This window comes from Colwellia sp. Bg11-28 (assembly GCF_002836245.1).
Lineage (GTDB): Bacteria > Pseudomonadota > Gammaproteobacteria > Enterobacterales > Alteromonadaceae > Colwellia > Colwellia psychrerythraea_A.
Window position 1 is genome coordinate 162,643 of the sequence record NZ_PJBA01000001.1, and the last position, 25,479, is coordinate 188,121.

The following is a 25,479-nucleotide window of genomic DNA, read 5'->3' on the forward strand; positions in this document are numbered from 1 at the left end:
AGCGGCTTTTAAGTTATAAATAACGAGTGAATCATAGGAACTAAGCTATTAGCACAAGTATTATAAGTTCATTTCTATAACACTTAGCAGAGCCAGTGCATCTAACCCAGACTAACCGTATAATGCGATACCACTAAGACTTTACGATCAAGACCAAGTTAATGCCTACCACTAACCAAAGCAGTTTAACAGAACTCGCTAAGCCTACTGAAAATCACCAGCACTTCAAAATATTTAAGCCATATGGTTTTTTAAGTCAGTTTGTACCCGAATCACGCAAGAAGAAACATCTACTAGGCGAACTATTTAATTTCCCCGATAAAACGATGGCCATTGGGCGATTAGATCACGACTCTGAAGGGTTATTATTACTCACAACTGACGGGATGATGAGCTACAAAGTCAGAGACAAAAGTATAGAAAAAGAGTACTACGTACAAGTTGATGGAGAGATCACGACAGACGCAATATCACAGCTGCAAAATGGTGTTGAAATTGGTATCAATAGCACTAAGTATCTAACCATGCCTTGTAAAGCATTCAAGCTGGACTGTGAACCTCAACTCCCCGCACGTGGTCGTAAAATCCGCGATCCGAAACATGGCCCTACTAGCTGGATCTCTATAACGCTCTGTGAAGGAAAAAATCGTCAGATAAGAAAAATGACGGCTGCTGTGGGCTTCGCCACATTAAGACTGGTCAGAGTTCGAATTGGCGACATAGGTATCGATAACTTAATTGCCGGTGACGTTGTTGCACTACCTAATTTTGGCGCTGCACTTAATCGCTAACGCATTACGCATACTCCTTTATTCTTCAGAACACCAACTCGATAACCTTCCCTTTAATTAATTATCATATTTGCAGCCATAACTAACAATAACGCCGAGAATATTCTTTTAATCGTTGAAACAGGTAAATAATGTGTCGCTTTTGCGCCTAACGGCGCGGTAAACCAAGAAGTACACACAACACCTAATAAGGCAGGTAAATAGACAAAGCCAGCAAAACCATCGGCTAAAGAAAAATGAGCACTACCTGAGCTGATGTAACCTATCGAACCAAATAATGCGATGACAATGCCGCAAGCAGAAGCACATCCTATGGCTTTTTTCATATCCAGCGAGAAGAACGTCAACAAGGGCACTAAGAGTGCGCCACCACCGATACCTATCATGGCAGACAAGCCACCGGTAATCGTGGTAAAAAAGGTTAACAGACCTTTATTAGGTAGTTGACGTTTGCTAGGAGCATCACTTTTACTGCTGTAAAACATTTTCACCGCAATAAGTACCACAGTCACGGCAAACACGATACGAACAACTTGCTCTGGTAATAGTGCCGCTATAAAACCACTGATTAGCGCGCCGAGGGCAACGCCCGTCATTATCCAAGGGGCTAGGTTCCACGGCACATTACCATTTTTATGATGAGCTATTGCTGAAGAGGTTGATGTGAACAATATTGACGCCAATGATGTTGCAATGGCAACGATAACCACCTGCTCTGTTGGTAAAACGTCAAAGTATAGTAAAAGACTGCTCAGCACAGGAACAATAACTAATCCTCCGCCAATACCTAACAACCCCGCCAAAAATCCTACGCCACTGCCAAGTATATAATCAATAATATTAATTCATTCATTCAATTTACTTCTTTATTTACTCTAGGGATTATTTACTACATAACTGCTGTTATGTTCACATTATGCTAATTAATATAACTGAAAAACATCCGAACATTCAATTAGATAAGACATGAATATTTCTCATGTACGGTGTGAAATAAATGCGCTTTTCATCATGCATCTATCCAAGTATAAATCCTACTCAGCTATTAATTCTCGACAAAATCACCATTGATTCTTAGTTAGGTTAGAAGCACAAATCAAATAAGACTGTGAAGATGACTGATTAAGAACATTAGAAAATAGGATACGGATCACAATGAATAAAGATTTCAGCTTTACTATCAAGAGCATTTGTCTCGATGAAAATTATCACCCGTCAGACAAGACGCGTATCACTACTAACTTTGCTAATTTGGCAAGAGGAAGCTACCGTCAAGCAAACTTACGCAACGCTTTAAAGATGATTGATAATAGCTTTAATGCCTTGGCGCATTGGGATAACACCAAAGGAGATCGTTATTCTGTTGAACTTGAAATCATTTCCGTTGATATCGATATTAAAGGTAGTGGTCAAGCTTTCCCATCGATTGAAATATTGAAAACGAATATTGTCGACCATCAAACTAACAAACGCATTGAAGGCATTGTAGGGAATAATTTCTCCTCTTATGTGCGAGATTATGATTTTAGTGTATTACTGTTGGATCATAATAAGGATCAACCTAAATTTAGCATTCCAAATAACTTTGGCGAACTACATGGCAAACTCTTTCAGTATTTTGTTAATTCAGATGTTTATAAACAAAATTTTACTAAAACACCTGTTATATGCCTCAGTGTTTCGGATACCAAAACCTATCATCGAACTGAAAATCAGCATCCGGTATTGGGTGTTGAATACCAGCCAAATGAATCTTCTTTAACTGAGCAATATTTCAAAAAAATGGGCTTACAGGTTCGTTATTTCATGCCGCCAAACAGTGTTGCGCCTTTGGCTTTCTATTTCTTTGGTGATTTACTTAATGATTACACTAGTCTTGAGCTTATAAGCACTATTAGCACGATGGAAACTTTCCAAAAAATATACCGACCTGAGATTTATAATGCGAATGCTGTGGCTGGAAAATCCTATCAACCAAACTTAAAGAACCTAGATCATTCATTAACTCAAATTGTTTATGATCGAGAAGAGCGTAGTCAGTTGGCTAATGAGCAGGGAAAGTTTACTGAGGAACACTTCATTAAACCGCACCAAACTGTACTTGAGCAATGGTCTGCTAGTTATGTTAATAGTTACGCTCAATAGCTAGGTTAAATACTTACCTTCAATCATTACGTTCAATACTTACCTCAATAAAAACGTTCAAAAGTTAACCCTTAATACGGCATCATTTATTATGAAAACTAATATCCTTAAAGCACTACTACCTACTTCAACTGCTGGCAGTTTACCTAAACCTGCTTGGCTTGCAGAGCCTGAGACACTTTGGTCACCTTGGAAATTGCAAGGTGAAGAATTAACAGAGGGCAAACACGATGCATTACGTTTGTCATTGCAAGATCAACAGCAAGCAGGTATTGATATTGTCAGTGATGGCGAACAAACGCGCCAACATTTTGTCACTACATTTATTGAGCACCTCAACGGCGTTGATTTTGAAAAGCGTAAAACCGTTAAAATTCGTGATCGTTATGATGCAAGTGTACCAACAGTCGTTGGTCCGGTTAGTCGTCAAAAGTCTGTTTTTGTTGAAGACGCCAAGTTTTTACGCCAGCAAACCAAGCAACCGATTAAATGGGCCTTGCCTGGTCCCATGACGATGATAGATACGCTTTATGATGACCATTATAAAAGTCGCGAAAAGCTTGCTTGGGAGTTCGCCAAGATTCTCAATCAAGAAGCTAAAGAATTAGAGGCGGCTGGTGTTGATATTATCCAATTTGATGAGCCTGCATTTAATGTCTTTTTTGATGAGGTAAATGATTGGGGCATTGCTTGTTTAGAGAGAGCAATTGAAGGACTTAACTGTGAAACTGCAGTGCATATTTGTTATGGCTATGGTATCAAAGCCAATACAGATTGGAAAAAAACCTTGGGGTCAGAGTGGCGACAATATGAAGAAGCTTTTCCCAAACTACAAAAATCGAATATCGATATTATCTCACTAGAATGTCACAACTCTCATGTGCCAATGGAGCTACTTGAACTTATTCGCGGTAAAAAAGTGATGGTCGGCGCCATTGATGTGGCAAGCAATACTATTGAAACACCTGAGGAAGTAGCCAATACGCTACGAAAAGCACTTAAGTTTGTAGATGCCGACAAGCTCTACCCTTGTACTAACTGCGGCATGGCACCTTTATCTCATCAAGTAGCGAGAGGCAAGTTAAATGCATTAAGTGCAGGTGCGGAAATTGTTCGAAGAGAACTGTCGACCTAGGCCATGATTGATAGCTTTGCTGTCTATAGAATGAAAGTAGACTACGTCTTTACGCTGTAAATAGCCCAGTCCTTTTGTCGGGTGAGATGTCGTTAAAAGATATAGTCGCTTCCAACAATAAACATCAATGCTATCTCGGTTTTTACCTCGTTCACTGTTATGTTCAATTGGTAGCTGGTTAAGGGAGTAAAACTCCCCTTCTTCGCTAATTAATGACTACACGTACTGCAAGTAATAGTAAAACTATGCCAGTAATTTTATCAATAATATGACTATTCGCTTTCAATTTTTCCAATACGGGCCCTCTTGTTAAGCCAAAGACCACAAGGCAGTACCATAGTGTATCGAGCCCACCAACGGTAAAAATCATAATTAATTTATGGGTTAAGCTGGCATTAACATCAACAAACTGACTGAATAAGGCTAAAAAGAATATCGCCAACTTAGGGTTTAAAAAGGCCAATAAAAAACCGTCGCGCCAGCCATTTATACGTTTATCGTTTTGACCTTGTACAACATCAAGGTCAATATTACTGCCATTGCTTTTTAGCGCGTTGAAGGCCAAATAAAGTAAAAAGGCGGCACCTGCATACTGAATAATTTGAAAAACTATGGGTGACTGGACAATCACAAGGCCAATGCCAGTTACCGCAATAGCCGCATACAAGCCAACGCCAAAGCCATGACTGATGGCGGTAGCTAAACCCGGTTTATGGCCACCCAACATAGTATTACGCACAACTAATGCCAATGAAGGACCGGGTGATAATGCTCCTAACACACAGATAACAACTAACGATAACCACAACTCTAAACTCATAACTCATTCTACTATTTGATTAAAATTACATTTAATTAATACCAATTTGCTTAATTAAATGAGCTACTTTTTCATAAGAAAAATGAGCAGATAGTTATGCAGATTGGTACGGATACGGATATATACCCGCTCTACTTGAAGATGCTCGTTTCAGGAAGTCTGAGCGATTCATAATCAAGGCGCATTTTTTTATTAAGGGTTACTCCCTTAAAAAGAAATGCAACGCAGAGTATGATTAGCTTAGCCTTCCCCAAGGGGCTGGTTTAGAAACGCTTTATGCTGCGTTATTGATATTAAGAAGGGAACAACCATTCTCTTCAATCAATGCCTTGCCTAAAGACCTTCAAATTCCAGCTGAATCATGCATCTTCATGTGGAACGGGTATATGCTTATCTAACCATAAAAATCGGTAATAAAAAACAGGCAACTTACTATAAAGAAGATGATTACCAATCAAGGCCCTTTTGCGCCTTTACCCCAGCTTTAAATGCATGCTTTATTGGTTGTACTTCTGAAACGGTATCAGCCAGCTCTACCAGTCGGCGGTGACAGGCACGTCCAGTAATTAATACATGCTGCATTTTAGGCCGATTATTTAGTGCGTCGATAATATCATCTAATTCAATGTAACCGTACTTGACCATGTAGGTCATTTCGTCCAGTAACACGATATCAAGGCTTTCATCCTTCAACATCTCTTTACTTTTTTGCCACGCAACTTTGGCTGCAATGGTATCTGTTTCAGTATTTTGTGTTTCCCAAGTAAAACCCGTACCCATGACATAGTGTTGAACATCGAATTGCTTTAAAATATTCATTTCGCCACATTCCCACTTAGTGCCTTTAATAAATTGCACTACACCTGCTTTTTGTCCATGGCCAATAGCGCGTAATACCGTACCAAAACCAGAGGTACTTTTACCTTTACCATTACCAGTTATCACAACCAATACACCGCGTTCTTCGGTGGCTTGAGCAATACGTTTATCGACATTTGCTTTAATCTTTTTTTGTCGCTCAATATGTTTTTGTTCTTTAGCTTCAGCTAATTCATCTTGTTTTTCAATTTCAGTATCTTTTTTAATATCATTCATCACTTTCTCACTCTCTATTTATTCATAGCAATTAGAAAACACACCACGTTTTTATTATTTTTCATTACTAATCAAGATTAACTTACCTGTTTCAGGGGCGAGATACACTTGCCCTATAGATTGATAACCTTCTTGGCTATACAGCTTTTTTTTAAGGCTTCTGGCGCTGAGGTTAGCTCTTTACCAACAAAGTCTACCGGCTGAATTTTGGCCGACGACTATTTACTTGCTGAAGACTATTGATTAACTGCGGACTGCTGATTTACCTAAAAATGTTGTTATAAATATGGACTTAACGCGACAAGTACCGCGATCAATCCCTACGAAAAAACGAGCATAATATCAATTAAGTTTGCTAACGGACTTAAAGGCTGTTTTGCTTGACTGTCTAACTGGCTGCTGCGCCATTACTAGAGCTAACGACTACAAGTAACGTGCTTTATCGAAAATTCGTAACGTTAGACTCGGGTTGCTTGGGAAATACCAATGCATATATGAAGCTAAAATATTGTTGTGTTGGTAAACATACTCGCCTGCACGCTCACTTGGATGATGAGTAGTTTGACTGCTAGGCTCTAATTCAATCTCGGCGCAAGAGTAATGGAAGCTATGCCCTCGCATAATGTTGTCTGCGCTATCTTCAGCAGCATCAGCAAATGAGGGTAAAGGAACCCATTGCGATCCAATGGCCGCAAGTTTTTTCTGCATAGTGGCTTTACCCGGCATAAGACCTAGCATTGAAAACTGTTGCCCTTCCATATCGGTAAGCTGTTCAAGCAAATACAACATGCCACCACATTCAGCAACAATGGGTTTATTACTGGCAGAAAATGCTCTTATATCACTAAGAAAAGTTACATTGTTCATGAGTTGTTCGGCATAAAGCTCAGGGTAGCCACCTGGAATATATAAGATATCGCCATCAGGTAAATGGACATCAGCCATTGCCGAGCAATAAATTAATTCCGCTCCTGTTTGCGTTAAGAAGGCAATATTGGCGGCATAAATAAAGCTAAAAGCACTATCTCTAATGATAATAATGCGCGTACCCGCTAATGCACCTTCAATAATGTTTTCTTGGTTATCATCTTCTTGAGCAAAAAACTCAACTTGCGACGGTAACTCTGTTAAACCGGTATTAGCAATGTGACTGGCCGCTTTATCAAGCTGAACATCAATATCACTAAGTTCTTGTGCTTGCACTAAACCTAAATGACGCTCGGGTAATGTTATGGTGTCATCTTTAGGAATTCTGCCATAGAAACGAAACGCTTTAGGTAAACTAACACTGAGTAATTCTGCATGACGTTCGGTATTTACTCGATTTGCAATTACGCCTGAAAAGGGCAAGTCTTCGCAAAATTTTGCTAAACCAAAGGTCACTGCAGCAAAGGTTTGTGCCATCGCTTTTGCATCAATTACGCCCAGTACTGGGATATTAAAATACTTAGCTAAATCGGCACTGCTGGGTGTGCCATCAAACAGCCCCATAACACCTTCAATTAAAATAAGATCTGAATCCATAGCCGCTCGATGCAGCAAAGCTCGACAACCTTGCTCCCCGACAAGCCACAAATCTAATTGATACACTAACTCACCACTGGCTTGGCGTAATATCATGGGGTCAATAAAATCGGGACCGACTTTAAACACAGTGACTTTACGCCCTTGATCACGATGATAACGCGCTATTGCGGCTGTTACAGTCGTTTTACCTGAGCCAGAATGTGGTGCGGCAACAACAAGGGCCGAACACATAACACCACTGCCAATTTGCTGCTCTGGCTTATGTTGGAATGCTGTATTTTGAATTACTTTATTTTTTGCTGATGACATTAAATTTGCCTTTAAAACACCTGTAATATGAACTTAGCCGTTGTGAGAGTAACCGACTAAAGTTTGCCGCTGTTATTAGCACTTTCACTAGCCGCAGTACTGGTATTTATCGCTTTGTCAGTGAAAAAATGACTGACAGTATAATCAATAACAACCGCCGAAATCACATAGAAAACAGGATTAGAAATAGATTTAAAATAGTACTTATCAACACGTGTGCCATATTCTGCCCACGATAACTCTGGGAACTTACCCGACAGTGTGTAATAGCTACCATTTGAAATAAAGAAGGCAATTGAACTGGCAATAAATAAAGCGAGTGCCACTTTAATAATATTGATTTGCCAACTATTTTTTTGCCAGTTTGGTTTGCTGTAATAGCCAACCGTAAACATAGCGCCATAACTTAGCACTAACATAGGGTAAGAAGAGGTGATGCAATCGCCAAACTGACCGCGAGAATAGGATGAAGCCAAATCGATGGTGATTGATAAAGTATAAAAAAACCAGAAGGCTTTAATATTTCTCAAGTACATTCCTGCGAGGAAAAAAATTGCAATTGATGCGCTTGGCAGGTGATTTAAACTGGCAAAGTGATGTGTACGAGTGGCAAGCATAAGTAATGTTAACAAGGCAAATACAGCGATAAGCAAGCTAACAGGAGATGTTTGGTTGACTGATTTCATAACGTTCCCGTTGTCAAAAATGTACAAAAGAGTAACGGTGTAGGAAATCAAAGTCAGTAAATGCTAAGGAGCAGGCCTACGCTATATCCTATATGATAAAACGCTATCAACAACTCAATCATCGAGCAATCAATAGGTAAAATCAATAGTCAGGTAAATCAATAAACACGTGTTCATGCGTTAACGATCACTCTTTATAGCTATTAATTGCTGTAATTCAGCGCATTTACTTTTCTCTGAATTACCGCCCACCGCAGTTGTCGAGTAATAGTTATTTATCATTGATAAATAACTATAATTTAGGCCGGTCTCCGGACTCCTGATCATCGCACTTGCAACACCTTCCCATACGTTCATTATTGTGATGACCTAATAATGATTCAATACAGTGGTTTTGTTGCTGCTCACAGTTACCGTTGCGGGGGCAGTACTGGTATTTAACCAGTTTCACGTTTCATCTTCATTAGTGCCATTTACCTAATAACGTTTATCAGGATAAATTAACACCGAAGACACCTAAATCTGCGCGGATACTACGTTATACATGATACTTATTCAACAATTAACGATGTCATAGTTAAACATGTTAATGAAAAGAGAATAGCCACTAGAAATAATATTTGCGTTGAACCTATGTAACGATTTAGTTATCCTCCCTCGCTTAAAGGATAAGAAAGCGTCATAATTGCTATTGGAATAAAATGAAAACAACTTTATATTTAGCTCGTCATGGGCAAACAAAATGGAACAAAGTCCAACGTTTTCAAGGCCAATTAGATAGCAATCTGACACAAGTAGGTAAACAACAATCTGAACAGCTTGCCTTAAGCCTTGCCAACCAACAAATTGATTTAATTGTTTCATCAACCCTAGGACGTGCTGTTGATAGCGCTCTAATTTGCCAGCGCATATTAAATACTCCTATTGCACGTTTAAATGACCTCACGGAAAGAGATTTGGGGTCTTGGCAAGGGCAATATATTGCTGCCATTAAATCCGACGAAAACTACCATGAAATATTGCATCAATTTACCGAGATAACACCGCCAAGTGGCGAAAGTGCAATAAGCTGTGGATCACGTATTTATCAAGCACTTAAAGAATTAGCCAATAATCATTGTAATAAAAACATATTGGTTATTTTCCATGGTGAAGCGTTGCGCTGTTTTTTAGCTAAATTAGGCCATAACTCAACCGATAATGCCTATGAGTTATTCGATAATGCTTGTCTATTACCATTAACTTACCGCCATGATGATGATAGTTTTCAGCTAGCAAGATAATTTATTTTTATACCTCAAAAAGACGTAAAAAAAATTAATATAACGAAGCATTTAATTACTCAACCTTGAATAGTACTAGAGCGTCTTAACTTCATGTCAGAATTTATCGCAAACATCTACCAGCAAGCCATAACGCTACTACCTGATTTTGCTACGTTCATTACCTTACTACTGGCGCTATTGCTTGATAAATATTTAGGTGAAGCAAAGCGTTTTCATTACTTAGTTGGTTTTGGTTGGTTAGCAAAAAAACTAGAGACTAAACTAAATCCTTATCAGAAAAAAGCTCAATATCAAGAGAGTAACACTGGCGATAAAGCTACTTTAAAAGCAAAGTTACTGGGTACTTTGGCTTGGTGCCTATTGGTTTTACCTTTGCCGCTGATTTATTTTTATCAGCTGACTCATCTAATATGGTATTGGCAAGTATTGCTCGATGCTAGTGTGATTTATCTAGCCATAGGTTTAAATAGCTTGCATCAACACGCTATGCAAGTATACAAGCCCCTTAACGCTGAAGACTTAACAAGCGCCCGGCATTTCACCGGGTATCTGGTAAGCAGAGATACCTCCAACCTGTCAGAGCAAGAGATGTCTAGAGCGACTATAGAGTCGATGTTAGAAAACGGTCATGACTCGGTTATCGCATCTTTACTTTACTACCTTATTGGGGGGGCGCCACTGGTAATAATACATCGATTAGCCAACACCTTGGATGCAATGTGGGGATATAAGAACTCACGTTTCAACGACTTTGGATATGCCAGTGCTCGACTTGATGATTTACTCGGTTTTATTTCGGGTAAGTGTTGTACCCTGCTTTATGCCATTCAAGGAGTGAAACAAGGGAAGATCATTAAGGCTATCGTTAATGCCTATAGGCAAGGTAATCAATACAAAAGCCATAACGGTGGTTGGGTAATGGCTGCTGGTGCCACAGTGATGAGTAGACAATTAGGTGGCAGTGCGCTTTACCATGGACAAACTGTCAATTCTGTTGTCTTAGGTTGCGGTAGCTGTGTTACCACGAAAGACATCCCGACAAGTTTACTTGTGGTTAGTAGGGCCAGTTTAATATTACTCGCTTTAGTACTTATTATTCAGTTAGTTTGTTATTTTATTTATTAAATTTTCGTTATAATTCTCGTTTGACTTTTCATTTAAACTCTTCATTTAAAACATATATATAGGAATAAGATGGCATTACTTCATGGCGGGCAACTACAACAGGTGGCAAAGCAATATAACATTCCGCCTAGCGATTGGATTGATGTATCGACAGGTATTGCGCCTATTAGTTACCCTATTCCAATTATACCATTAAGTGTTTGGCAACAATTACCACAACAAAACCCAGATCTGATCGCTGCAGCACAGCAGTATTACCAATGTTCACAACTTATGATTACCAATGGTAGTCAGGCAATAATTAAAGCTTTACCAGCGTTATATCGTCAAAAGAATGCAGAGAGTCAAGATGTTTACTTACCTGAACGAGGTTATAAGGAACACGCTCATGCATGGAAGAATGCCGGTTATAATTTACACTTTTATCAGGAGTTTCTTCCAGAAATGTCAGAGATATTGCCCAATAGTGTGTTGGTGATCATTAATCCTAATAACCCAACGGGACAGTTTTTTAATGGTCAGGTAATTGCTCAATACCAAGAACGATTAAAGCTAGTTAACGGCCTGTTGGTTCTCGATGAAGCTTTTATTGATGTAGTACCAGGCAATCAATCTTACTGTAATCAACTAGAAAACAGCCATAGCTTGGTATTACGCTCTTTTGGTAAATTCTTTGGTTTAGCTGGAGTTAGAATTGGCTTTTTAGTAGCTAATCGTTATTGGTGTGGGGCATTTAAAGAATTGCTAGGCCCATGGCAAATCAACGGACCAGCGCAATTAATTGCACAACATGCCCTGCAAGATACAAGTTGGCAAACGAGGCAGAAGGATACATTAACACGACTTAGAATTGCTCAAGAGCACATGCTTAGGCAAGCATTCCCTCAAATCATTCTTCGAGAGATTAACGGTTGTAATTTATTTCTCACCCTAAGTTTTCATCAGCAAGATACAGCAAAAAAACTGTACCATTTACTTTGTCAACAAGGGGTCTATTGTCGACTCGCTGATGAGCAAGATACGCTTAGGTTTGGTATTACTACAGAAGAGCTACTTGAGCGTTTAACGCTTGCCTGTAGACAAGCTTATCAGCAATTAACGTAAGCTAGAAACAGCATAAAAATATCAGATATTACATAAGCACCTAATGCCGATCAGTAAAGAAATATTTAATGCTCCATTGACCAATCTTCATGTCGGGTTATATAAGTGTCCAGCTGAAGATACTTTTTTCAGAAAACCTGAGTGAATCATCAAAGCACATTTTCTGTTAATGTTCTTTCCTTAAAAAAATATAACAACGAATTTGACTTGCTACCACCAAAAAAATGGCTGGTTTATAAAAATGTTATACAACGTTATTTATTTCGATAAGGAGTACAGAGATGTACCTTATTAGTAAATGCAGGAGTAATTACCCTCAGCATATCCTCCTGAATTCATTCAAGAACCCTCTTTTGTGAACAACGGAACTACCAGCGATATGAAGTGATGATATATGTGAAGTTAACAAATAAAGCTTGTTAGCTTTTCTGTAAGAGATTACTTTTTAAATATAATAAAAAATCTTTTTCCCTTAATGGCTTACTAAAATAATAACCTTGAAAACGATTACACCCCAACTCATCAAGACACTGTTTTTGTGCCTCAATTTCTACCCCTTCAGCAAGACAATTCATTGATAAACTCTTGGCTATAACCAAAATACCTTTAACTACACCAAGCTTAATTTTATTGCAATGAATATCTTGAATGAATGAGCGGTCAATCTTTAATGTATTTAGCGGTAAATTAAGTAAATAAGTTAATGAAGAATAACCTGTGCCAAAATCATCAATAGCAAATCTAATACCATAATGACCTAGGTCCTTAAATAACTTATTGGTATTATTTATGTTTTGTAGAAAAACATTTTCTGTGATTTCTAATTCAAGTGCAGAGCCTGGTAAATTAGCATCATTTAATCCCGTTAATATGCAATGTTTCAACTTTTCAGGATACAAACAATTCTTAGCCGAAATGTTAACCGCAACATAAACTGACGGACATATTAATCTTAACCGTGCAATCATTTGCAAACTTTGATTAATAACCCAGTGAGTGATTTCTTCTATTAATAAACTTTCTTCTGCAATGGGGATAAACTCATCAGCCGAAATAACTCCCAATTCAGGGTCTTCCCACCTTAATAAAGCCTCAATAGCAAAGACACCATCTTCATTAATTTGTGGTTGAAAAACTAAATGTAATTCCTCATTTTTAACGGCTAATCTCAACAAAGTTTCCAGCTTTTGCCGACAATGAATTTTATCGGAAAGACGGCTAGAATATAATTTAAAGCTGCTTTTCCCCTGCTTTTTCGCATGATACATCGCAATATCAGCATATTTAAGTAACTCTTCTGAATTTTTACTATGTTCTGGGAAATAACTAATACCAATGCTGGCACCAATAAAAATACTATGTTCATCAATTTGAAAAGGCTCTTTAAGCGCTTTAATTATTCTGGCTGAAGTGATATCAGCAATAGCTTTCGATTGCTTGTTAAGTAATAGAACGACAAATTCATCACCACCATGTCGAGCTGCAAAATCTTCTTTTCTTATTTGTTGATTAATGCGTTGAGTAACCCGACATAATAACTCATCTCCAACATCGTGCCCCATGGTATCGTTAACCACTTTGAAACGGTCTAAATCAATGAATAACAAGGTAAAAGGTATAGGGTTATCTTGGGTAATTGCCACTTCCATTCTTTGATTAAACTGATGCCGGTTTGGCAAACCTGTCAGTGTGTCGTAACACGCTTGATGCTCTAACTGTTCTTGTAAATTAACTCGACTTAATGTCACTCCCATAATTCCACTAAGCATTTTTATAACACCGAGCTGTTGAGCTCTTTCATTAATTTTCACGTTACTAGCGGCATTTAGCAAACCAACAATTTCGCCCTTCACTCGAACAGGCACACTCCAGCCTGAACACAAACCGTTTTTACTTAATATTAAATGATCAGTAAAATTGGTTACAGCCAAATTTTCAAAAAATTGAGGGCTCCCTGATTGTAAGACAAATTGTAATGCACTGTTTTCCATGTCAACAGTAGCCGACTTCATAACCTCATTTTCAGAAAATACTGACCGTATTTCAAAACATTTATCTTTATAATTAGGCACACAATAACTGATTCTTTGTGCTGAAATAATGTGACTTGCCGAACGAGTGATAATAGAAAAAACCTCACTTTCATTCATAGCAGCACAAAGCTCTTCAGCTACGTGGTTAAGAGACTCTAACTGTTTTGAATAGGTTTTATACTGCTTAACGCCAATTTGAGCTTGTTCAAGTAGATGTTGCCGTTCTAAATAATTAGAGACTAACGTACTAACTAACGTTAACAGCTCTAACGAAGTACTATCATAAGCATTCTCTTTGTAACTACCTATATTCACCGTTCCTATTATACGATCACTAAACTGTAATGGTGAATTCATAATTGATAACAAGTCTTGTTGATAAAGCTGTTGAGCATCTATTTCTATGCGGTCAGCATTTAGCTTAGAAATAATTGTTTTTTCTTGCTGTACAGCTAAACCTGCCAGCGAATTATCAACGGAAAAGTATTTTCCAATAGATAACATTCCCTCAGGTCCCTGTAGGGAAAAGACTTCAAACTCATCTTTATTTTCTGTTATTAAAGTAACACTACCTCTGTCAGCTTGTAGTATCTTAGGTAAATTTTCAGCTAGTTTATTATAAATTTCTTTTTCAGAAACAGCCTCAGTAATTGCTAACGTAAAATTGCCTAAAGCAATGGATGCTTCAGGAGAGATAGATATAAGTGATGGTACTTTAGATTTCAAATTCAATCCAAAAAGAAATTATAGGAATTTTATCAAGGGGTGTGATTTATCAAACTTTATTATAGTAAAAATGTAACTACTTGCCCATTTTATGATTAAAGTTTATCTTTCGTTATCATTCTATTATGAGCTATAAATACACATTATTGATTGACACTTAATAAGTTACATTGTCATTTCAATTCAGGGGGTATATCCCCATGTTATCTCAAAATGCAGAATTCAGTTAGAATTAGAGATGCTTCGCCTCTTAGCCTTTTAATTCTCGTTAAGTGATCAATAAGTTAGTACGATTGGTATAACATAATGCGTGAACTTAAAAGCTCGAACCACAATTGGCTTCTAAACGGTGGGCTAAGTAATCTTCATGCTAGAGAGAAATAAAGGTAACGAGTCCTGAAAAATAATTTACTTGTTAAGTAAATACTGCTTATCCAGTGTCATGTTAGTTAAATAACTGTCTATATCTTCAATTTCGATAGGCTTAGAATAATGATAGCCTTGAAGGAAATGCACACCTAACTTCTGTAATTCCCGTGCTTGCGCTTCAGTTTCCACACCTTCAGCAATAACCAAGAAATCTAACGATGAGGCGATATGCATTACTGCGGAGATAATCGCATGACCATTGGTATTCATTTTATTCACAAATGAACGATCAATTTTAACCATGTTGATCGCTAAGTCTTGGATAACCGAAAGAGAAGAATATCCGGTACCAAAATCATCAATAGAAACCTTAATTTTTCTAGCTTGAAGTCGTTTTATTTGGTTTGATATGATACTAGTATCAGCAGCAAATACCGACTCGGTTATTTCTATATGCAACAAATCGCCAGGCAATGAACTGTTTGAAAGTGCATCATCAACAATAGCTATAAAATTCTCATCTTGTAGCTGAATCACGGAAACATTTACACAAACTGACAGCGGTTGTTCCGAACTCCATTGGCTGGCTTGCAAACATGCATTTCTTAGTACCCACGCACCGATTTTGTGTATTAAACCGTATTGCTCAGCAATACTAATAAAATCATCCGGAGGGATATTTTCCTCATCGAGTTGCCAACGAAGCAGCGCTTCAAAAGCAACAACTTCATCATTTTTAGATGATATTATCGGTTGAAAAACGAGCCTTAATTGTTCTTTCTCAATCGATTGAGTCAGTTCATTTTTCAGACGAAGTTCATAAGAATAAAGTTTATCCATTTGTTTGGAGAATACGCCAACAGTCGAACGCGCTTGTTTTTTCTGATAGTACATGGCCATATCGGCAGATTGAATAAGACGATCTTCTGTTTTTGCGTGCGAAGGATATAATGCAATACCTATAGTTGCACCGACAGATAAAACGCTATGTTCAGTATTATGAGGGGCAGATAGTACCTCTATCAGTTGCTTAGATACACCAACAGCGCTGACTTCATCAGTATCTGCTAGTACCATCAAAAACTCATCACCACCCCAGCGACACAATAGCTTGGTATCAAAAGACCACTGTTTAAGACGCTCAGCAGATTTTTTTAAAATTTGATCCCCAGCTTGATGACCAATTGAATCATTTATTTTTTTAAAGCCGTCTAAGTCGATAAATAACAGTGCAAAAGGTTTATTGGATGAAGCTAACGCAGTCTTTAAATGTTTTAAAAAGGCGGTTCGGTTATATAATCCAGTGAGTGAATCAAGATTAGAGAGTTCATAAATTTTTCTCGTTCGCTGCTCAACTTTTTCTTCCATTTGATGAACTAACACCTTATTTTCATTTTTTAAAAACAAGGTATTTCGCGTGAAATCTGCCGATTTCTTTGAAGTAATAAGCATTACGATACTGTAGGAAACTCCCAAAAAACCCAGTAATTGTAATGCATGTTGATCGGATAAGAGTAAGCCTATCGAGGCAGGAGAAAGTAGTATGAATGCATAAAACATTGCGGTGTATTTATGAGCCGCAAGTATCGTAGCTGAACCACCAGCCATAGCAGCTATGGCTATAAGCGTTGTAGTTAATTCGACAGAGCTATTGTATTTCGTGATATAAACTAAGTAGATGGCCCACATAATTGCTGTAGGATTTACACCGGTAATATAACGCTTAACCGCTTTTTCTCCATCAAAATCAGTGTGCTGCAGTTTAGTTTTCCAGATAATGACATCAACCATTCTGAGCACAAGCAATATGCTCATCCCCCACCACCACATGTGTTTAAAAGAGTCGGTTAATGGGTTACTGAACATGAAGACTAGAAAACTAGAAGTAATCAAAGAGATCACAATACCGGAAACTGCATTGCCATATAACAATGCCGCAGCATCACGCTGCATGTATTTGTTCAATTCTAGTTCACTTCTGGTCAAAAAGACCTCTACTATTATTTATCATCTTTTTATAAGTATATACCAAATAAAATGACATGAGTCTCTATGTCAGGTTATCAAGTCGCTATTATCTTTATCCATTTTTGAGCGTTCGAACAAAACGATGCACTATAACTATCGAGGTAATACCGCATTATTATTCTAAAAATGGGTTGTGTAATATTAGAAGCTTTTAAGGCTTAGTCAGATGAGTTTATATTGATTAATATTTGAAGAAATAGGCTGTTACAACATCGATACTTTTGATATGAATTTTCACAAAGTTAGCTATTAGTGGACTATTTCAATTATTCTCTAATACTAAAAAAGGGTAATAACATTAACATGTTACAACCCTTTGTTTGTATATGGCTTTAAAGAATCAACTAGTGAGTTTCAGAAACCATATTAACTGTGTATTTAGGTATATCGACGACTAAGTCTTCATCACCAACAATAGATTGGCAGCTTAGGCGAGATTCAGGCTCCAAACCCCATGCTTTATCAAGCATATCTTCTTCAAGTTCATCGCCTTCTTCGATAGAGTCAAAACCTTCTCGAATGATGACATGACACGTAGTACAAGCACATACTTTTTCACAAGCATGTTCGATACCGATGTCATTTCTTAAGGCTACGTTTAACACGCTCTCACCTTTTTCGGCTTCAACTACTGCGCCATCTGGGCATAACTCTTCATTAGGTAAAAATATAATTTTTGGCATTTTATTTATTCTCTGCTTGAAAGGCTTTCGCCTAACTTAAATATAATCAGGATCTTATCAAAGATAATCTAAATTTTATCAACTGCTTGGCCTGCAAGGGCTTCACTAATTGAACTATCCATACGACGTTCAGCAAATATTGCTGTACTGTCGTTTAACTTATCCAGTGCATTTTCTATCGCTTTAATTTCTTGACCTTGGCTAACCTGAGCAAGTGACTTAATTGCGTTTTCAATAACCGTAATTTCATCACTATTAAGTAGTTTACTGTCAGCCAATAAAGCAGCTTGAACAGACTCTATAACGCGTGAGGCTTCAACTTGTTGCTCTTTCAACATACGCGCTTGCATATCATCAGCCGCATTGCTCATTGAATCTTTGATCATCTGACTAATTTGATTGTCATCAAGACCAAAAGAAGGTTTAACTTCAATGCTCGATTCCACACCAGATGACTTTTCCATCGCCGAGACAGAGAGTAAACCATCCGCATCAACTTTAAACGTTACACGAATATGAGCTGCACCAGCAGTCATTGCAGGAATGCCGCGTAATTCAAAACGGGCTAACGAACGACAATCCTCAACTAATTCACGCTCACCTTGTAAGACGTGAACGGCCATGGCCGTTTGACCATCTTTAAATGTGGTAAATTCTTGCGCTTTTGCAACAGGTATTGTGGTGTTTCGTGGAATAACTTTTTCTACTAAACCACCCATAGTCTCTAGACCAAGAGATAATGGCGTAACATCAAGTAATAACATATCACTATCAGGTTTATTACCCACCAAAACATCTGCTTGAATTGCAGCGCCAATCGCAACCACTTTATCAGGGTCAATTGACGTTAACGGTGTTTTATTAAAGTGTTTTTCAACTTCGCTACGCACTAAAGGTACACGAGTTGAACCGCCCACCATGACAACTTCTATTACTTCATCGATAGTAATATCAGCATCTTTGAGCGTACGACGACAAGCACGTAATGTTTTATTAACTAATGAGCTAATAAGTTTATTTAACTGTGCTTTAGTTAAACTTGTTTTCCAATCACTGTCACTATCAAGAGAAATTGTGATATCAACTTCCTCTTTAGTTGTTAACTGTTCTTTAGCAAAACAAGCTTGCTGCATCAGTTGACGCTCTAACGAAGGTGATAAAGGTCTAACTAAACCGGCTTGTTCAACAAGATAGTCAACTAAAACGACATCAAAGTCATCGCCACCTAACGCAGAATCACCACCAGTTGCTAACACTTCAAATACGCCTTTGTTTAAACGTAAAATAGAGATATCAAAAGTACCACCGCCTAAATCATAGACCGCAATAACGCCTTCTTGGCCTGAGTCTAACCCGTAAGCTACCGCTGCAGCTGTTGGTTCATTTAATAGACGCAACACACTAACACCCGCCAATTTTGCCGCATCTTTGGTACTTTGCCTTTGGGCATCATCAAAGTGAGCCGGGACAGTAATAACAACACCAGTGAGCTCTCCACCTAAAGCCGCTTGTGCTCTTAGGTTTAAGCTTTTTAATATCTCTGCCGAGACTTGAACTGGGTTAACAGCACCTTGTCTAGTCATAATTTCAGGATGATTTTCATCACCACAAAACTCATAAGGTAACGAAGGATATTTACTTTGAATATCTTTAAGTGAGCGACCTATCAAGCGTTTTGCAGAAGTAATCGTATTTTGAGCATCTTCAATGCTAAGTGCTTGAGCTGTTTGACCAACTAAAACATTACCTGCCTGATAGCTAACAATAGAGGGCAATATATCACGGCCTTGATCATCACTTAAGGTACTTGCGTTACCGCTTTGTACACTTGCTATTAAGGAATTTGTGGTACCAAGATCGATGCCTGCAGCTAATCTGTGTTCATGAGGAACGGTGCTTTGACCGGGTTCTGCAATTTGTAATAAAGCCATGATGTTAATTCAATGAGTTAGTTTAAGTTTATGTATGTTTTTCTTAGCTTAATAAAAAGTATGTCTTGTTAAAATGTTTGCTAGCCACGCTAGTCATCAAATAAACTGTCTTCAAGACGATCCACTTCAATATTGAGCTTTTGATAAAACTTTAATTTACGTAAATTATCGCATGCAGCGCTATTCGATGCTGCATTATTTTCACTAATTTGTGTTCTCATTACTTGAGAAAGCTGTAAATATTCAGTCGACAAAACACTTTGTACTTCAAGTAAAGCTGCATCAACGTCACCAGAATGCCTAACGTCTTCAAGCATTTCTCGCAATTCCATTTGACGCATCAAAAAACTAGTATCTTGAAAAGAATGCTGTTCGTTTGGCATCTCAACACTACGTTGCACAAGTATATATTCAGCGCGTTGCAATGGATTTTTAAGAGTTTGATAGGCGTCGTTAATCTGCGCAGATTTTTGTACAGCTATTCGCTGTTCTTGCTCAGAGGCGTGAGCAAACTTGTCAGGATGCACAGTCTTTTGCAAGGTTTGATAACTTGACGAAAGTTGTTGTAAATCGACATCAAAGGAAACTTCAATGTTGAATAATTGAAAGTAATTCAAAATTTTTACTCTGATTTTATATGGACTGGCACTTACAAAGTGATCTCGCCATAATGAATTCAGCTCAACGATAGTTTGCTCTGATGCAAGGCGAAAGCACAGAGTTGACGTTAGTCAATGAGTACTTTCAACGCTGCAACTGAGCAAAATAGCTAAGAGATGAACTCGTTATCACACATTAGCTTAGACGTTGAACGACTCACCACACCCACATTCACCTTTGGCGTTGGGATTGGTGAATTTAAAGCCTTCGTTCAAACCTTCTTTAGTAAAGTCGAGTTCAATGCCATCAAGGTAAACTAAGCTTTTCGCGTCGATGATGATATTAACATCTTTAATGTTAAACAATTGATCATCTTCATTTAAATCATCTACAAATTCGAGCACATAGGCTAAACCTGAACAACCAGTGGTTTTAATACCTAAGCGAAGCCCAAGTCCTTTGCCACGGTTTTGCATGAACGATTGAACGCGTTCAGCAGCAGCAGGAGTCATGGTAACAGCCATTGTTATCTCCGTTATTTACTTTGCTTGGATTTATAATCTTCAATCGCTGCTTTAATAGCATCTTCAGCTAAAATAGAGCAATGAATTTTTACTGGTGGTAGCGCTAACTCTTCAGCAATCGCGGTATTTTTAATTTCACCCGCTTCTTCAATTGATTTACCTTTAACCCACTCAGTAACTAATGAGCTTGAAGCAATCGCAGAACCACAACCGTAAGTCTTGAATTTTGCATCTTCAATGATACCGTCATCAGAAATTTTTAGTTGTAACTTCATTACGTCACCACACGCTGGTGCGCCAACCATACCAGTTGCTACTGATGGATCGTTTTTATCCATTGAACCTACGTTACGTGGGTTCTCATAATGATCTAGTACTTTTTCGCTGTAAGCCATGTGACTCTCCTAGCATGTGTCAAATAATTCGTAAGAACTATTTAACACCAAATGTTATTTAAAATAATGAATTGTTTACTAAACTTTTATTATAAAGAGCGTCTAGTGAGCAGCCCATTCAATTGAATCTAAATCGATACCATCTTTGAACATTTCCCAAAGCGGTGACATATCACGTAAGTGACCAATTGCACCTTTAATAAGTTCAATTGCGTAATCAATTTCTTCTGTCGTAGTAAAGCGACCAAAGCTAAAGCGAATTGAGCTATGCGCCATTTCATCATTTAGACCTAAAGCACGAAGTACATACGATGGCTCTAAGCTTGCTGATGTACATGCACTACCAGATGATACGGCTAAATCTTTCAATGCCATGATGAGTGACTCACCTTCAACAAAGTTGAAACTAACATTCAAATTACCAGGGTAACGTTTATCCGCATCACCGTTAATAAAGACTTGTTCCATGCTATTTAAGCCGGCCCATAAACGATCGCGCATTGCAGTAACATGTGCTTGATCTTGTGCCATTTCTTCTTTAGCTAATCGACATGCTTCACCCATACCGACAATTTGATGTGTCGCTAAGGTACCAGAACGCATACCACGTTCATGTCCGCCACCATGTGTTTGTGCTTCTAAGCGAATGCGTGGTTTACGGCTTACGTATAACGCGCCAATACCTTTAGGTCCGTACATTTTATGCGCTGAAATTGACATTAAATCAACTTTCAATGCTTGCATGTCGATGTTGATTTTGCCTGCACTTTGCGCGGCATCAACATGGAAGACAATTTTACGTGCACGACACATTTCACCAATTTCACTGATGTCTTGAATAACACCAATTTCATTATTTACTTGCATGATACTTACTAAAATAGTGTCATCACGCATAGCGTCATTCAATTTATTTAAATCAATTAAACCGTTTTCTTCAGGATCAAGATACGTCACTTCAAAACCTTGACGTTCTAATTCACGACACGTATCTAAAACGGCTTTATGTTCAGTTTTGCAGGTAATAATATGCTTGCCTTTCTTATTATAGAAATTAGCAGCACCTTTTATAGCAAGGTTATTAGATTCAGTAGCACCTGACGTGAAAACAATTTCACGTGGATCAGCATTAATCAATTCAGCAATTTGATTACGAGCGATATCAACCGCTTCTTCAGCTTGCCAACCAAATTTATGTGAACGAGATGCAGGGTTACCAAAATGACCATCATTGGTCATGTACTGCATCATTTTTTCTGCTACGCGCTTATCTACTGGTGTAGTAGCTGAATAATCAAAATATATAGGAAGCTTCATTCGCTAACTCTCTCCGATGGTAAATATTTAATACGACGCGACTAGTTATTACCAGTCGTTCATTACATCTTTTGTGGTTATTAATGTTTCTAACGCTATGCTTTTGTGAGCATTGATATGTAATTTATCTTGGCGCTTAGAAACTTCTTGTACATCACCTTTCGCGACTAATTCGGATAAGGTGATATTTTTCAAGAATTCTTCAATTCGTTGGCTTAATCCTTCCCACAAGGAATGAGTTAAGCATTGTTCTCCATCCTGGCAATTGCCTTTACCTGAACATTTAGTTGCATCAACACTTTCATTCACAGCATAAATAACATCTGCAACGGCAATCTGCGCTGAGCATCTGCCCAAGCGATAACCGCCACCAGGACCACGAACACTTGTCACAAGCCCTTCTTTACGTAAACGTGAAAAAAGTTGCTCTAAATATGACAAGGATATACCTTGGCGCTCTGAAATATCAGCCAAAGATACAGGTCCAGACACTGCATGAATAGTAACGTCTAACATGGCAGTAACTGCGTAACGACCTTTAGAGGTAAGTTTCATAATCTGTTCTCAAACACTATGTTGGTGTACTCAAAACATCAATTTAGTAGGATGACTAAATTAAAACCATTTGACAGCAAAACAAAATATAATATAAATGTCTTACTTTACAAATGCTGGGCAATTTTACATAACCCTACAAATTAGTCAAGTAAATACCCTAGTAATTTACTCAGGTATTATACACCAAGAAATATCATGCGAGAAGTAATAGTTGACTGTTTTACTCAACTATTACTTTTATTCCCAGAATTGAATAGCGAGGTTAAATTTCAGGATCAAAGCTTGCCACTTTATTTTCACGGCGCTCTGCCGCTGCTTTTTCATCTTCGACAAACTCACCTACTCTTAACTCAGGCAAGTTTTTAGGGCAAATATCACCACCTAAAGTGTTAATTTCTTTGCAAAGTTCACTCACTCTATCATCCATTAAATGCATATGATCAAGTAAACGACCAATGGCTTTAGCAACAGGATCTGGATTATCATGGGACACCGCATAAGCATCAAAGCCATATTTTTTAGCAACTTCTTCTCGTTGCTGGTTTTCATCTTTACTGTGTTTATCGGGCACGATTCGACCAGGAATACCAACCGCAGTAGCATTAGCAGGTAAATCTTTAACAACAACAGAGTTAGAGCCTACTTTTCCGCCCTTACCTATGGTTATTGGTCCAAGTACTTGCGCGCCAGCACCTATAACAACATTATCTTCCAACGTTGGATGACGCTTTCCTGCCTTCCAACTCGTCCCACCTAAGGTGACACCGTGATAAAGCGTGACATCATTGCCTACTTCAGCTGTTTCACCAATAACAATGCCCATACCGTGGTCAATAAAAACACGGCGACCTAATTTAGCGCCAGGGTGGATCTCAATACCCGTTAACCAACGAGAGAAAGTTGATATAGTTCTCGCTATAAGTTTCCAATCAGCACACCATAATCTATAACTTAATCGGTGAATCCAAATTGCATGTAAACCCGGGTAATTGAGGATAACCTCAAAACTAGTACGAGCGGCTGGATCTCTATCAAAGACACTATTGATATCTTCTTTGATACGACTAAACATAAATTATTCCTTATCTTTTCTTATATACCCGCTCCACTTGAAGATGCGAGTTTCAGGATGCCTGAGTGATTCATGATCAAGGCACATTTTTTTATTAAGGGTTGTTCCCTTAAAAATAGATGCAACGAATAGTATAATTTACTCAGACATCCCCAAAGGGCTGGCTTAGAAACGTTTTATGCTACGTTATTGATTTCGAAAAGGGAACAACCATTATCTTCAATCAATGCCTTGCCTAAAGGCGTTTCTAATTCCAGCTGAATCCTGCACATTCAAGTGGAACAGGTATAAATGGCTGTTATGACTTCTCTTTACTAGACCTTTCCATCGAGGCAAAAATCCCACGCATCATCTTAATTTCTTTAACATCAGGTCTCGCACGATTAAATAAACGTCTTAATTTAGTCATCACTAAACCAGGATGATTTTCGACAATAAAACCTGTCGCTTTAAGTGCTTTTTCAAAGTGCTGATAAAAACGTTCAGTTTCTTCGATAACAGGATAAAGTTCATCATCTTCGTTTTTAGCCTTGGCAATTGAATTACCATTGCCCGTACTGCGTTCTTGATAATTTTGATCATGCGCTAATAAATAACTAGTACGTACTTCATAACTTAAAGTCTGTACAGCCATTGCTAAATTTAACGAACTATACTCAGGGTTTGCTGGTATCTGAACATGAAAATGACAAAGTTGTAATTCTTCATTGGTTAAGCCGCTATTTTCACGCCCAAAGACTAATGCGACTGGATATTCATCCGCTTCAGCAATCATCTTTTCACCACAACCTCTAGGCTCTAACATAGGCCAAGGCAATGTACGTGAACGAGCACTGGTTCCGACAACTAAGCCACAATCTTCAATAGCCTCAGCCAAAGTGCTAACAACTTTAGCATTAGCTAAAACATCGGTAGCTCCTGCAGCCATAGCTTGAGCTTGACCATTAGGCATTTCAATAGGATCGACTAAAATCAGCTGACTTAGTCCCATTGTTTTCATTGCACGTGCCGCACTACCAATATTTCGGCAGTCGGAAGTGTTAACTAAAACAATTTTAACACGATCTAATAATGTACCTTTGGTATTACTTGGTTGAGAACCTTGTTGAGAACCTTGTTGAGAATCTGACATTTTTTACTCTTCTTGTTTGCTTTTTTGGGAAAAGACCAATCGAACTAATTTATTTATCACTTAACGAAAATCAAAAGACTTATACACA

The 25,479-nt window shown here is 38.1% G+C and carries 22 protein-coding genes and 1 riboswitch; of the genes, 6 read left to right on the forward strand and 16 right to left on the reverse strand.

The genetic code is table 11. The features are described 5' to 3' along the window. Positions 1-161: 161 nt before the first annotated feature. Positions 162-791 carry a pseudouridine synthase gene (locus CXF79_RS00660; RefSeq protein ID WP_101153535.1) on the forward strand — a complete coding sequence of 210 codons (630 nt, stop codon included), beginning with the start codon at positions 162-164 and terminating at the stop codon, positions 789-791. A gap of 53 nt (positions 792-844) precedes the next feature. Here the strand turns inward: CXF79_RS00660 and CXF79_RS00665 are convergent, their stop codons facing one another. Then, entirely contained in the window at positions 845-1,636 is a 792-nt protein-coding gene (locus tag CXF79_RS00665) for a sulfite exporter TauE/SafE family protein (protein WP_232769050.1), read from the reverse strand. A gap of 310 nt (positions 1,637-1,946) precedes the next feature. Here CXF79_RS00665 and CXF79_RS00670 point away from each other — a divergent pair, with 310 nt between their 5' ends. Together CXF79_RS00670 and CXF79_RS00675 are read left to right on the forward strand one after the other, a co-directional pair. Further along, positions 1,947-2,936, forward strand: coding sequence for a DUF1852 domain-containing protein (locus CXF79_RS00670; protein ID WP_011041989.1), 990 nt, complete (start codon positions 1,947-1,949; stop codon positions 2,934-2,936). A gap of 91 nt (positions 2,937-3,027) precedes the next feature. Beyond that, entirely contained in the window at positions 3,028-4,071 is a 1,044-nt protein-coding gene (locus CXF79_RS00675) for a methionine synthase (RefSeq protein ID WP_011041988.1), read from the forward strand. A gap of 205 nt (positions 4,072-4,276) precedes the next feature. Here the strand turns inward: CXF79_RS00675 and CXF79_RS00680 are convergent, their stop codons facing one another. The 4 genes from CXF79_RS00680 to CXF79_RS00700 form a co-directional block, all read right to left on the reverse strand. Continuing rightward, positions 4,277-4,891 (reverse strand): LysE family translocator, encoded by a 615-nt coding sequence (locus tag CXF79_RS00680; RefSeq protein ID WP_101153536.1) that lies wholly within the window; start codon positions 4,889-4,891, stop codon positions 4,277-4,279. A 447-nt stretch (positions 4,892-5,338) separates the two neighbouring features. Next, positions 5,339-5,986, reverse strand: coding sequence for a cob(I)yrinic acid a,c-diamide adenosyltransferase (gene cobO, locus CXF79_RS00690; RefSeq protein WP_011041985.1), 648 nt, complete (start codon positions 5,984-5,986; stop codon positions 5,339-5,341). 423 nt (positions 5,987-6,409) lie between these two features. Next, a complete protein-coding gene (locus CXF79_RS00695) occupies positions 6,410-7,822 on the reverse strand; it encodes a cobyrinate a,c-diamide synthase (RefSeq protein ID WP_232769037.1) in 1,413 nt (470 codons plus the stop codon). Between the two features lie 56 nt (positions 7,823-7,878). Next, positions 7,879-8,508, reverse strand: a complete 630-nt coding sequence (locus tag CXF79_RS00700; protein ID WP_101153537.1) for a hypothetical protein — start codon at positions 8,506-8,508, stop codon at positions 7,879-7,881. 283 nt (positions 8,509-8,791) lie between these two features. Further along, positions 8,792-9,004, reverse strand: a riboswitch (cobalamin riboswitch). Between the two features lie 205 nt (positions 9,005-9,209). Between CXF79_RS00700 and CXF79_RS00705 the strand changes: the two genes are divergently transcribed. The 3 genes from CXF79_RS00705 to cobD all read left to right on the forward strand — a co-directional run bounded on the left by CXF79_RS00705 (position 9,210) and on the right by cobD (position 12,023). Continuing rightward, positions 9,210-9,791 (forward strand): histidine phosphatase family protein, encoded by a 582-nt coding sequence (locus CXF79_RS00705; protein WP_011041981.1) that lies wholly within the window; start codon positions 9,210-9,212, stop codon positions 9,789-9,791. A 93-nt stretch (positions 9,792-9,884) separates the two neighbouring features. Continuing rightward, positions 9,885-10,919 carry a cobalamin biosynthesis protein CobD/CbiB gene (locus CXF79_RS00710; protein ID WP_101153538.1) on the forward strand — a complete coding sequence of 345 codons (1,035 nt, stop codon included), beginning with the start codon at positions 9,885-9,887 and terminating at the stop codon, positions 10,917-10,919. A gap of 69 nt (positions 10,920-10,988) precedes the next feature. Continuing rightward, positions 10,989-12,023, forward strand: coding sequence for a threonine-phosphate decarboxylase CobD (gene cobD, locus CXF79_RS00715; RefSeq protein ID WP_101153539.1), 1,035 nt, complete (start codon positions 10,989-10,991; stop codon positions 12,021-12,023). A 419-nt stretch (positions 12,024-12,442) separates the two neighbouring features. Here the strand turns inward: cobD and CXF79_RS00720 are convergent, their stop codons facing one another. From CXF79_RS00720 to trmJ, 11 genes are all read right to left on the reverse strand, one after another. Continuing rightward, positions 12,443-14,782, reverse strand: a complete 2,340-nt coding sequence (locus CXF79_RS00720) for a bifunctional diguanylate cyclase/phosphodiesterase (protein ID WP_198560013.1) — start codon at positions 14,780-14,782, stop codon at positions 12,443-12,445. Between the two features lie 408 nt (positions 14,783-15,190). Then, positions 15,191-17,137, reverse strand: coding sequence for a putative bifunctional diguanylate cyclase/phosphodiesterase (locus CXF79_RS00725; RefSeq protein WP_232769038.1), 1,947 nt, complete (start codon positions 17,135-17,137; stop codon positions 15,191-15,193). A gap of 386 nt (positions 17,138-17,523) precedes the next feature. Beyond that, positions 17,524-17,862: an ISC system 2Fe-2S type ferredoxin gene (gene fdx / locus CXF79_RS00730; protein ID WP_101153542.1), complete on the reverse strand. Its 339-nt coding sequence runs from the start codon at positions 17,860-17,862 to the stop codon at positions 17,524-17,526. Positions 17,863-17,930: 68 nt separating this feature from the next. Next, positions 17,931-19,793 (reverse strand): Fe-S protein assembly chaperone HscA, encoded by a 1,863-nt coding sequence (gene hscA, locus CXF79_RS00735; protein WP_011041973.1) that lies wholly within the window; start codon positions 19,791-19,793, stop codon positions 17,931-17,933. A gap of 89 nt (positions 19,794-19,882) precedes the next feature. Then, positions 19,883-20,410, reverse strand: a complete 528-nt coding sequence (hscB, locus tag CXF79_RS00740; protein WP_011041972.1) for a co-chaperone HscB — start codon at positions 20,408-20,410, stop codon at positions 19,883-19,885. A gap of 183 nt (positions 20,411-20,593) precedes the next feature. Next, on the reverse strand, positions 20,594-20,917 hold the full coding sequence (iscA, locus tag CXF79_RS00745) for an iron-sulfur cluster assembly protein IscA (protein ID WP_011041971.1): 324 nt from the start codon (positions 20,915-20,917) through the stop codon (positions 20,594-20,596). 11 nt (positions 20,918-20,928) lie between these two features. Next, the gene (gene iscU, locus CXF79_RS00750; RefSeq protein WP_011041970.1) at positions 20,929-21,312 is read right to left on the reverse strand and encodes a Fe-S cluster assembly scaffold IscU; all 384 of its coding nucleotides are present in this window, start codon (positions 21,310-21,312) and stop codon (positions 20,929-20,931) included. 102 nt (positions 21,313-21,414) lie between these two features. Continuing rightward, positions 21,415-22,629 carry an IscS subfamily cysteine desulfurase gene (locus tag CXF79_RS00755; RefSeq protein ID WP_011041969.1) on the reverse strand — a complete coding sequence of 405 codons (1,215 nt, stop codon included), beginning with the start codon at positions 22,627-22,629 and terminating at the stop codon, positions 21,415-21,417. A 48-nt stretch (positions 22,630-22,677) separates the two neighbouring features. After that, complete coding sequence (gene iscR / locus CXF79_RS00760) at positions 22,678-23,184, reverse strand: Fe-S cluster assembly transcriptional regulator IscR (RefSeq protein ID WP_011041968.1); 507 nt, start codon at positions 23,182-23,184, stop codon at positions 22,678-22,680. A 265-nt stretch (positions 23,185-23,449) separates the two neighbouring features. Beyond that, positions 23,450-24,259: a serine O-acetyltransferase gene (cysE, locus tag CXF79_RS00765; RefSeq protein WP_011041967.1), complete on the reverse strand. Its 810-nt coding sequence runs from the start codon at positions 24,257-24,259 to the stop codon at positions 23,450-23,452. Between the two features lie 298 nt (positions 24,260-24,557). After that, positions 24,558-25,391, reverse strand: a complete 834-nt coding sequence (trmJ, locus tag CXF79_RS00775; protein WP_101153543.1) for a tRNA (cytosine(32)/uridine(32)-2'-O)-methyltransferase TrmJ — start codon at positions 25,389-25,391, stop codon at positions 24,558-24,560. Between the last annotated feature and the right edge of the window lie 88 nt (positions 25,392-25,479).

Coding starts and splice junctions, on each gene's coding strand:
- iscA (WP_011041971.1), bottom strand. CDS start 20,917: ATGGCTGTTACCATGACTCCTGCTGCTGCTGAACGCGTTCAATCGTTC.
- CXF79_RS00755 (WP_011041969.1), bottom strand. CDS start 22,629: ATGAAGCTTCCTATATATTTTGATTATTCAGCTACTACACCAGTAGAT.
- fdx (WP_101153542.1), bottom strand. CDS start 17,862: ATGCCAAAAATTATATTTTTACCTAATGAAGAGTTATGCCCAGATGGC.
- cobO (WP_011041985.1), bottom strand. CDS start 5,986: ATGAATGATATTAAAAAAGATACTGAAATTGAAAAACAAGATGAATTA.
- CXF79_RS00700 (WP_101153537.1), bottom strand. CDS start 8,508: ATGAAATCAGTCAACCAAACATCTCCTGTTAGCTTGCTTATCGCTGTA.
- iscR (WP_011041968.1), bottom strand. CDS start 23,184: ATGAAACTTACCTCTAAAGGTCGTTACGCAGTTACTGCCATGTTAGAC.
- iscU (WP_011041970.1), bottom strand. CDS start 21,312: ATGGCTTACAGCGAAAAAGTACTAGATCATTATGAGAACCCACGTAAC.
- cobD (WP_101153539.1), top strand. CDS start 10,989: ATGGCATTACTTCATGGCGGGCAACTACAACAGGTGGCAAAGCAATAT.
- CXF79_RS00710 (WP_101153538.1), top strand. CDS start 9,885: ATGTCAGAATTTATCGCAAACATCTACCAGCAAGCCATAACGCTACTA.
- hscA (WP_011041973.1), bottom strand. CDS start 19,793: ATGGCTTTATTACAAATTGCAGAACCCGGTCAAAGCACCGTTCCTCAT.
- CXF79_RS00670 (WP_011041989.1), top strand. CDS start 1,947: ATGAATAAAGATTTCAGCTTTACTATCAAGAGCATTTGTCTCGATGAA.
- CXF79_RS00705 (WP_011041981.1), top strand. CDS start 9,210: ATGAAAACAACTTTATATTTAGCTCGTCATGGGCAAACAAAATGGAAC.
- CXF79_RS00675 (WP_011041988.1), top strand. CDS start 3,028: ATGAAAACTAATATCCTTAAAGCACTACTACCTACTTCAACTGCTGGC.
- CXF79_RS00680 (WP_101153536.1), bottom strand. CDS start 4,891: ATGAGTTTAGAGTTGTGGTTATCGTTAGTTGTTATCTGTGTGTTAGGA.
- trmJ (WP_101153543.1), bottom strand. CDS start 25,391: ATGTCAGATTCTCAACAAGGTTCTCAACAAGGTTCTCAACCAAGTAAT.
- cysE (WP_011041967.1), bottom strand. CDS start 24,259: ATGTTTAGTCGTATCAAAGAAGATATCAATAGTGTCTTTGATAGAGAT.
- CXF79_RS00660 (WP_101153535.1), top strand. CDS start 162: ATGCCTACCACTAACCAAAGCAGTTTAACAGAACTCGCTAAGCCTACT.
- CXF79_RS00695 (WP_232769037.1), bottom strand. CDS start 7,822: ATGTCATCAGCAAAAAATAAAGTAATTCAAAATACAGCATTCCAACAT.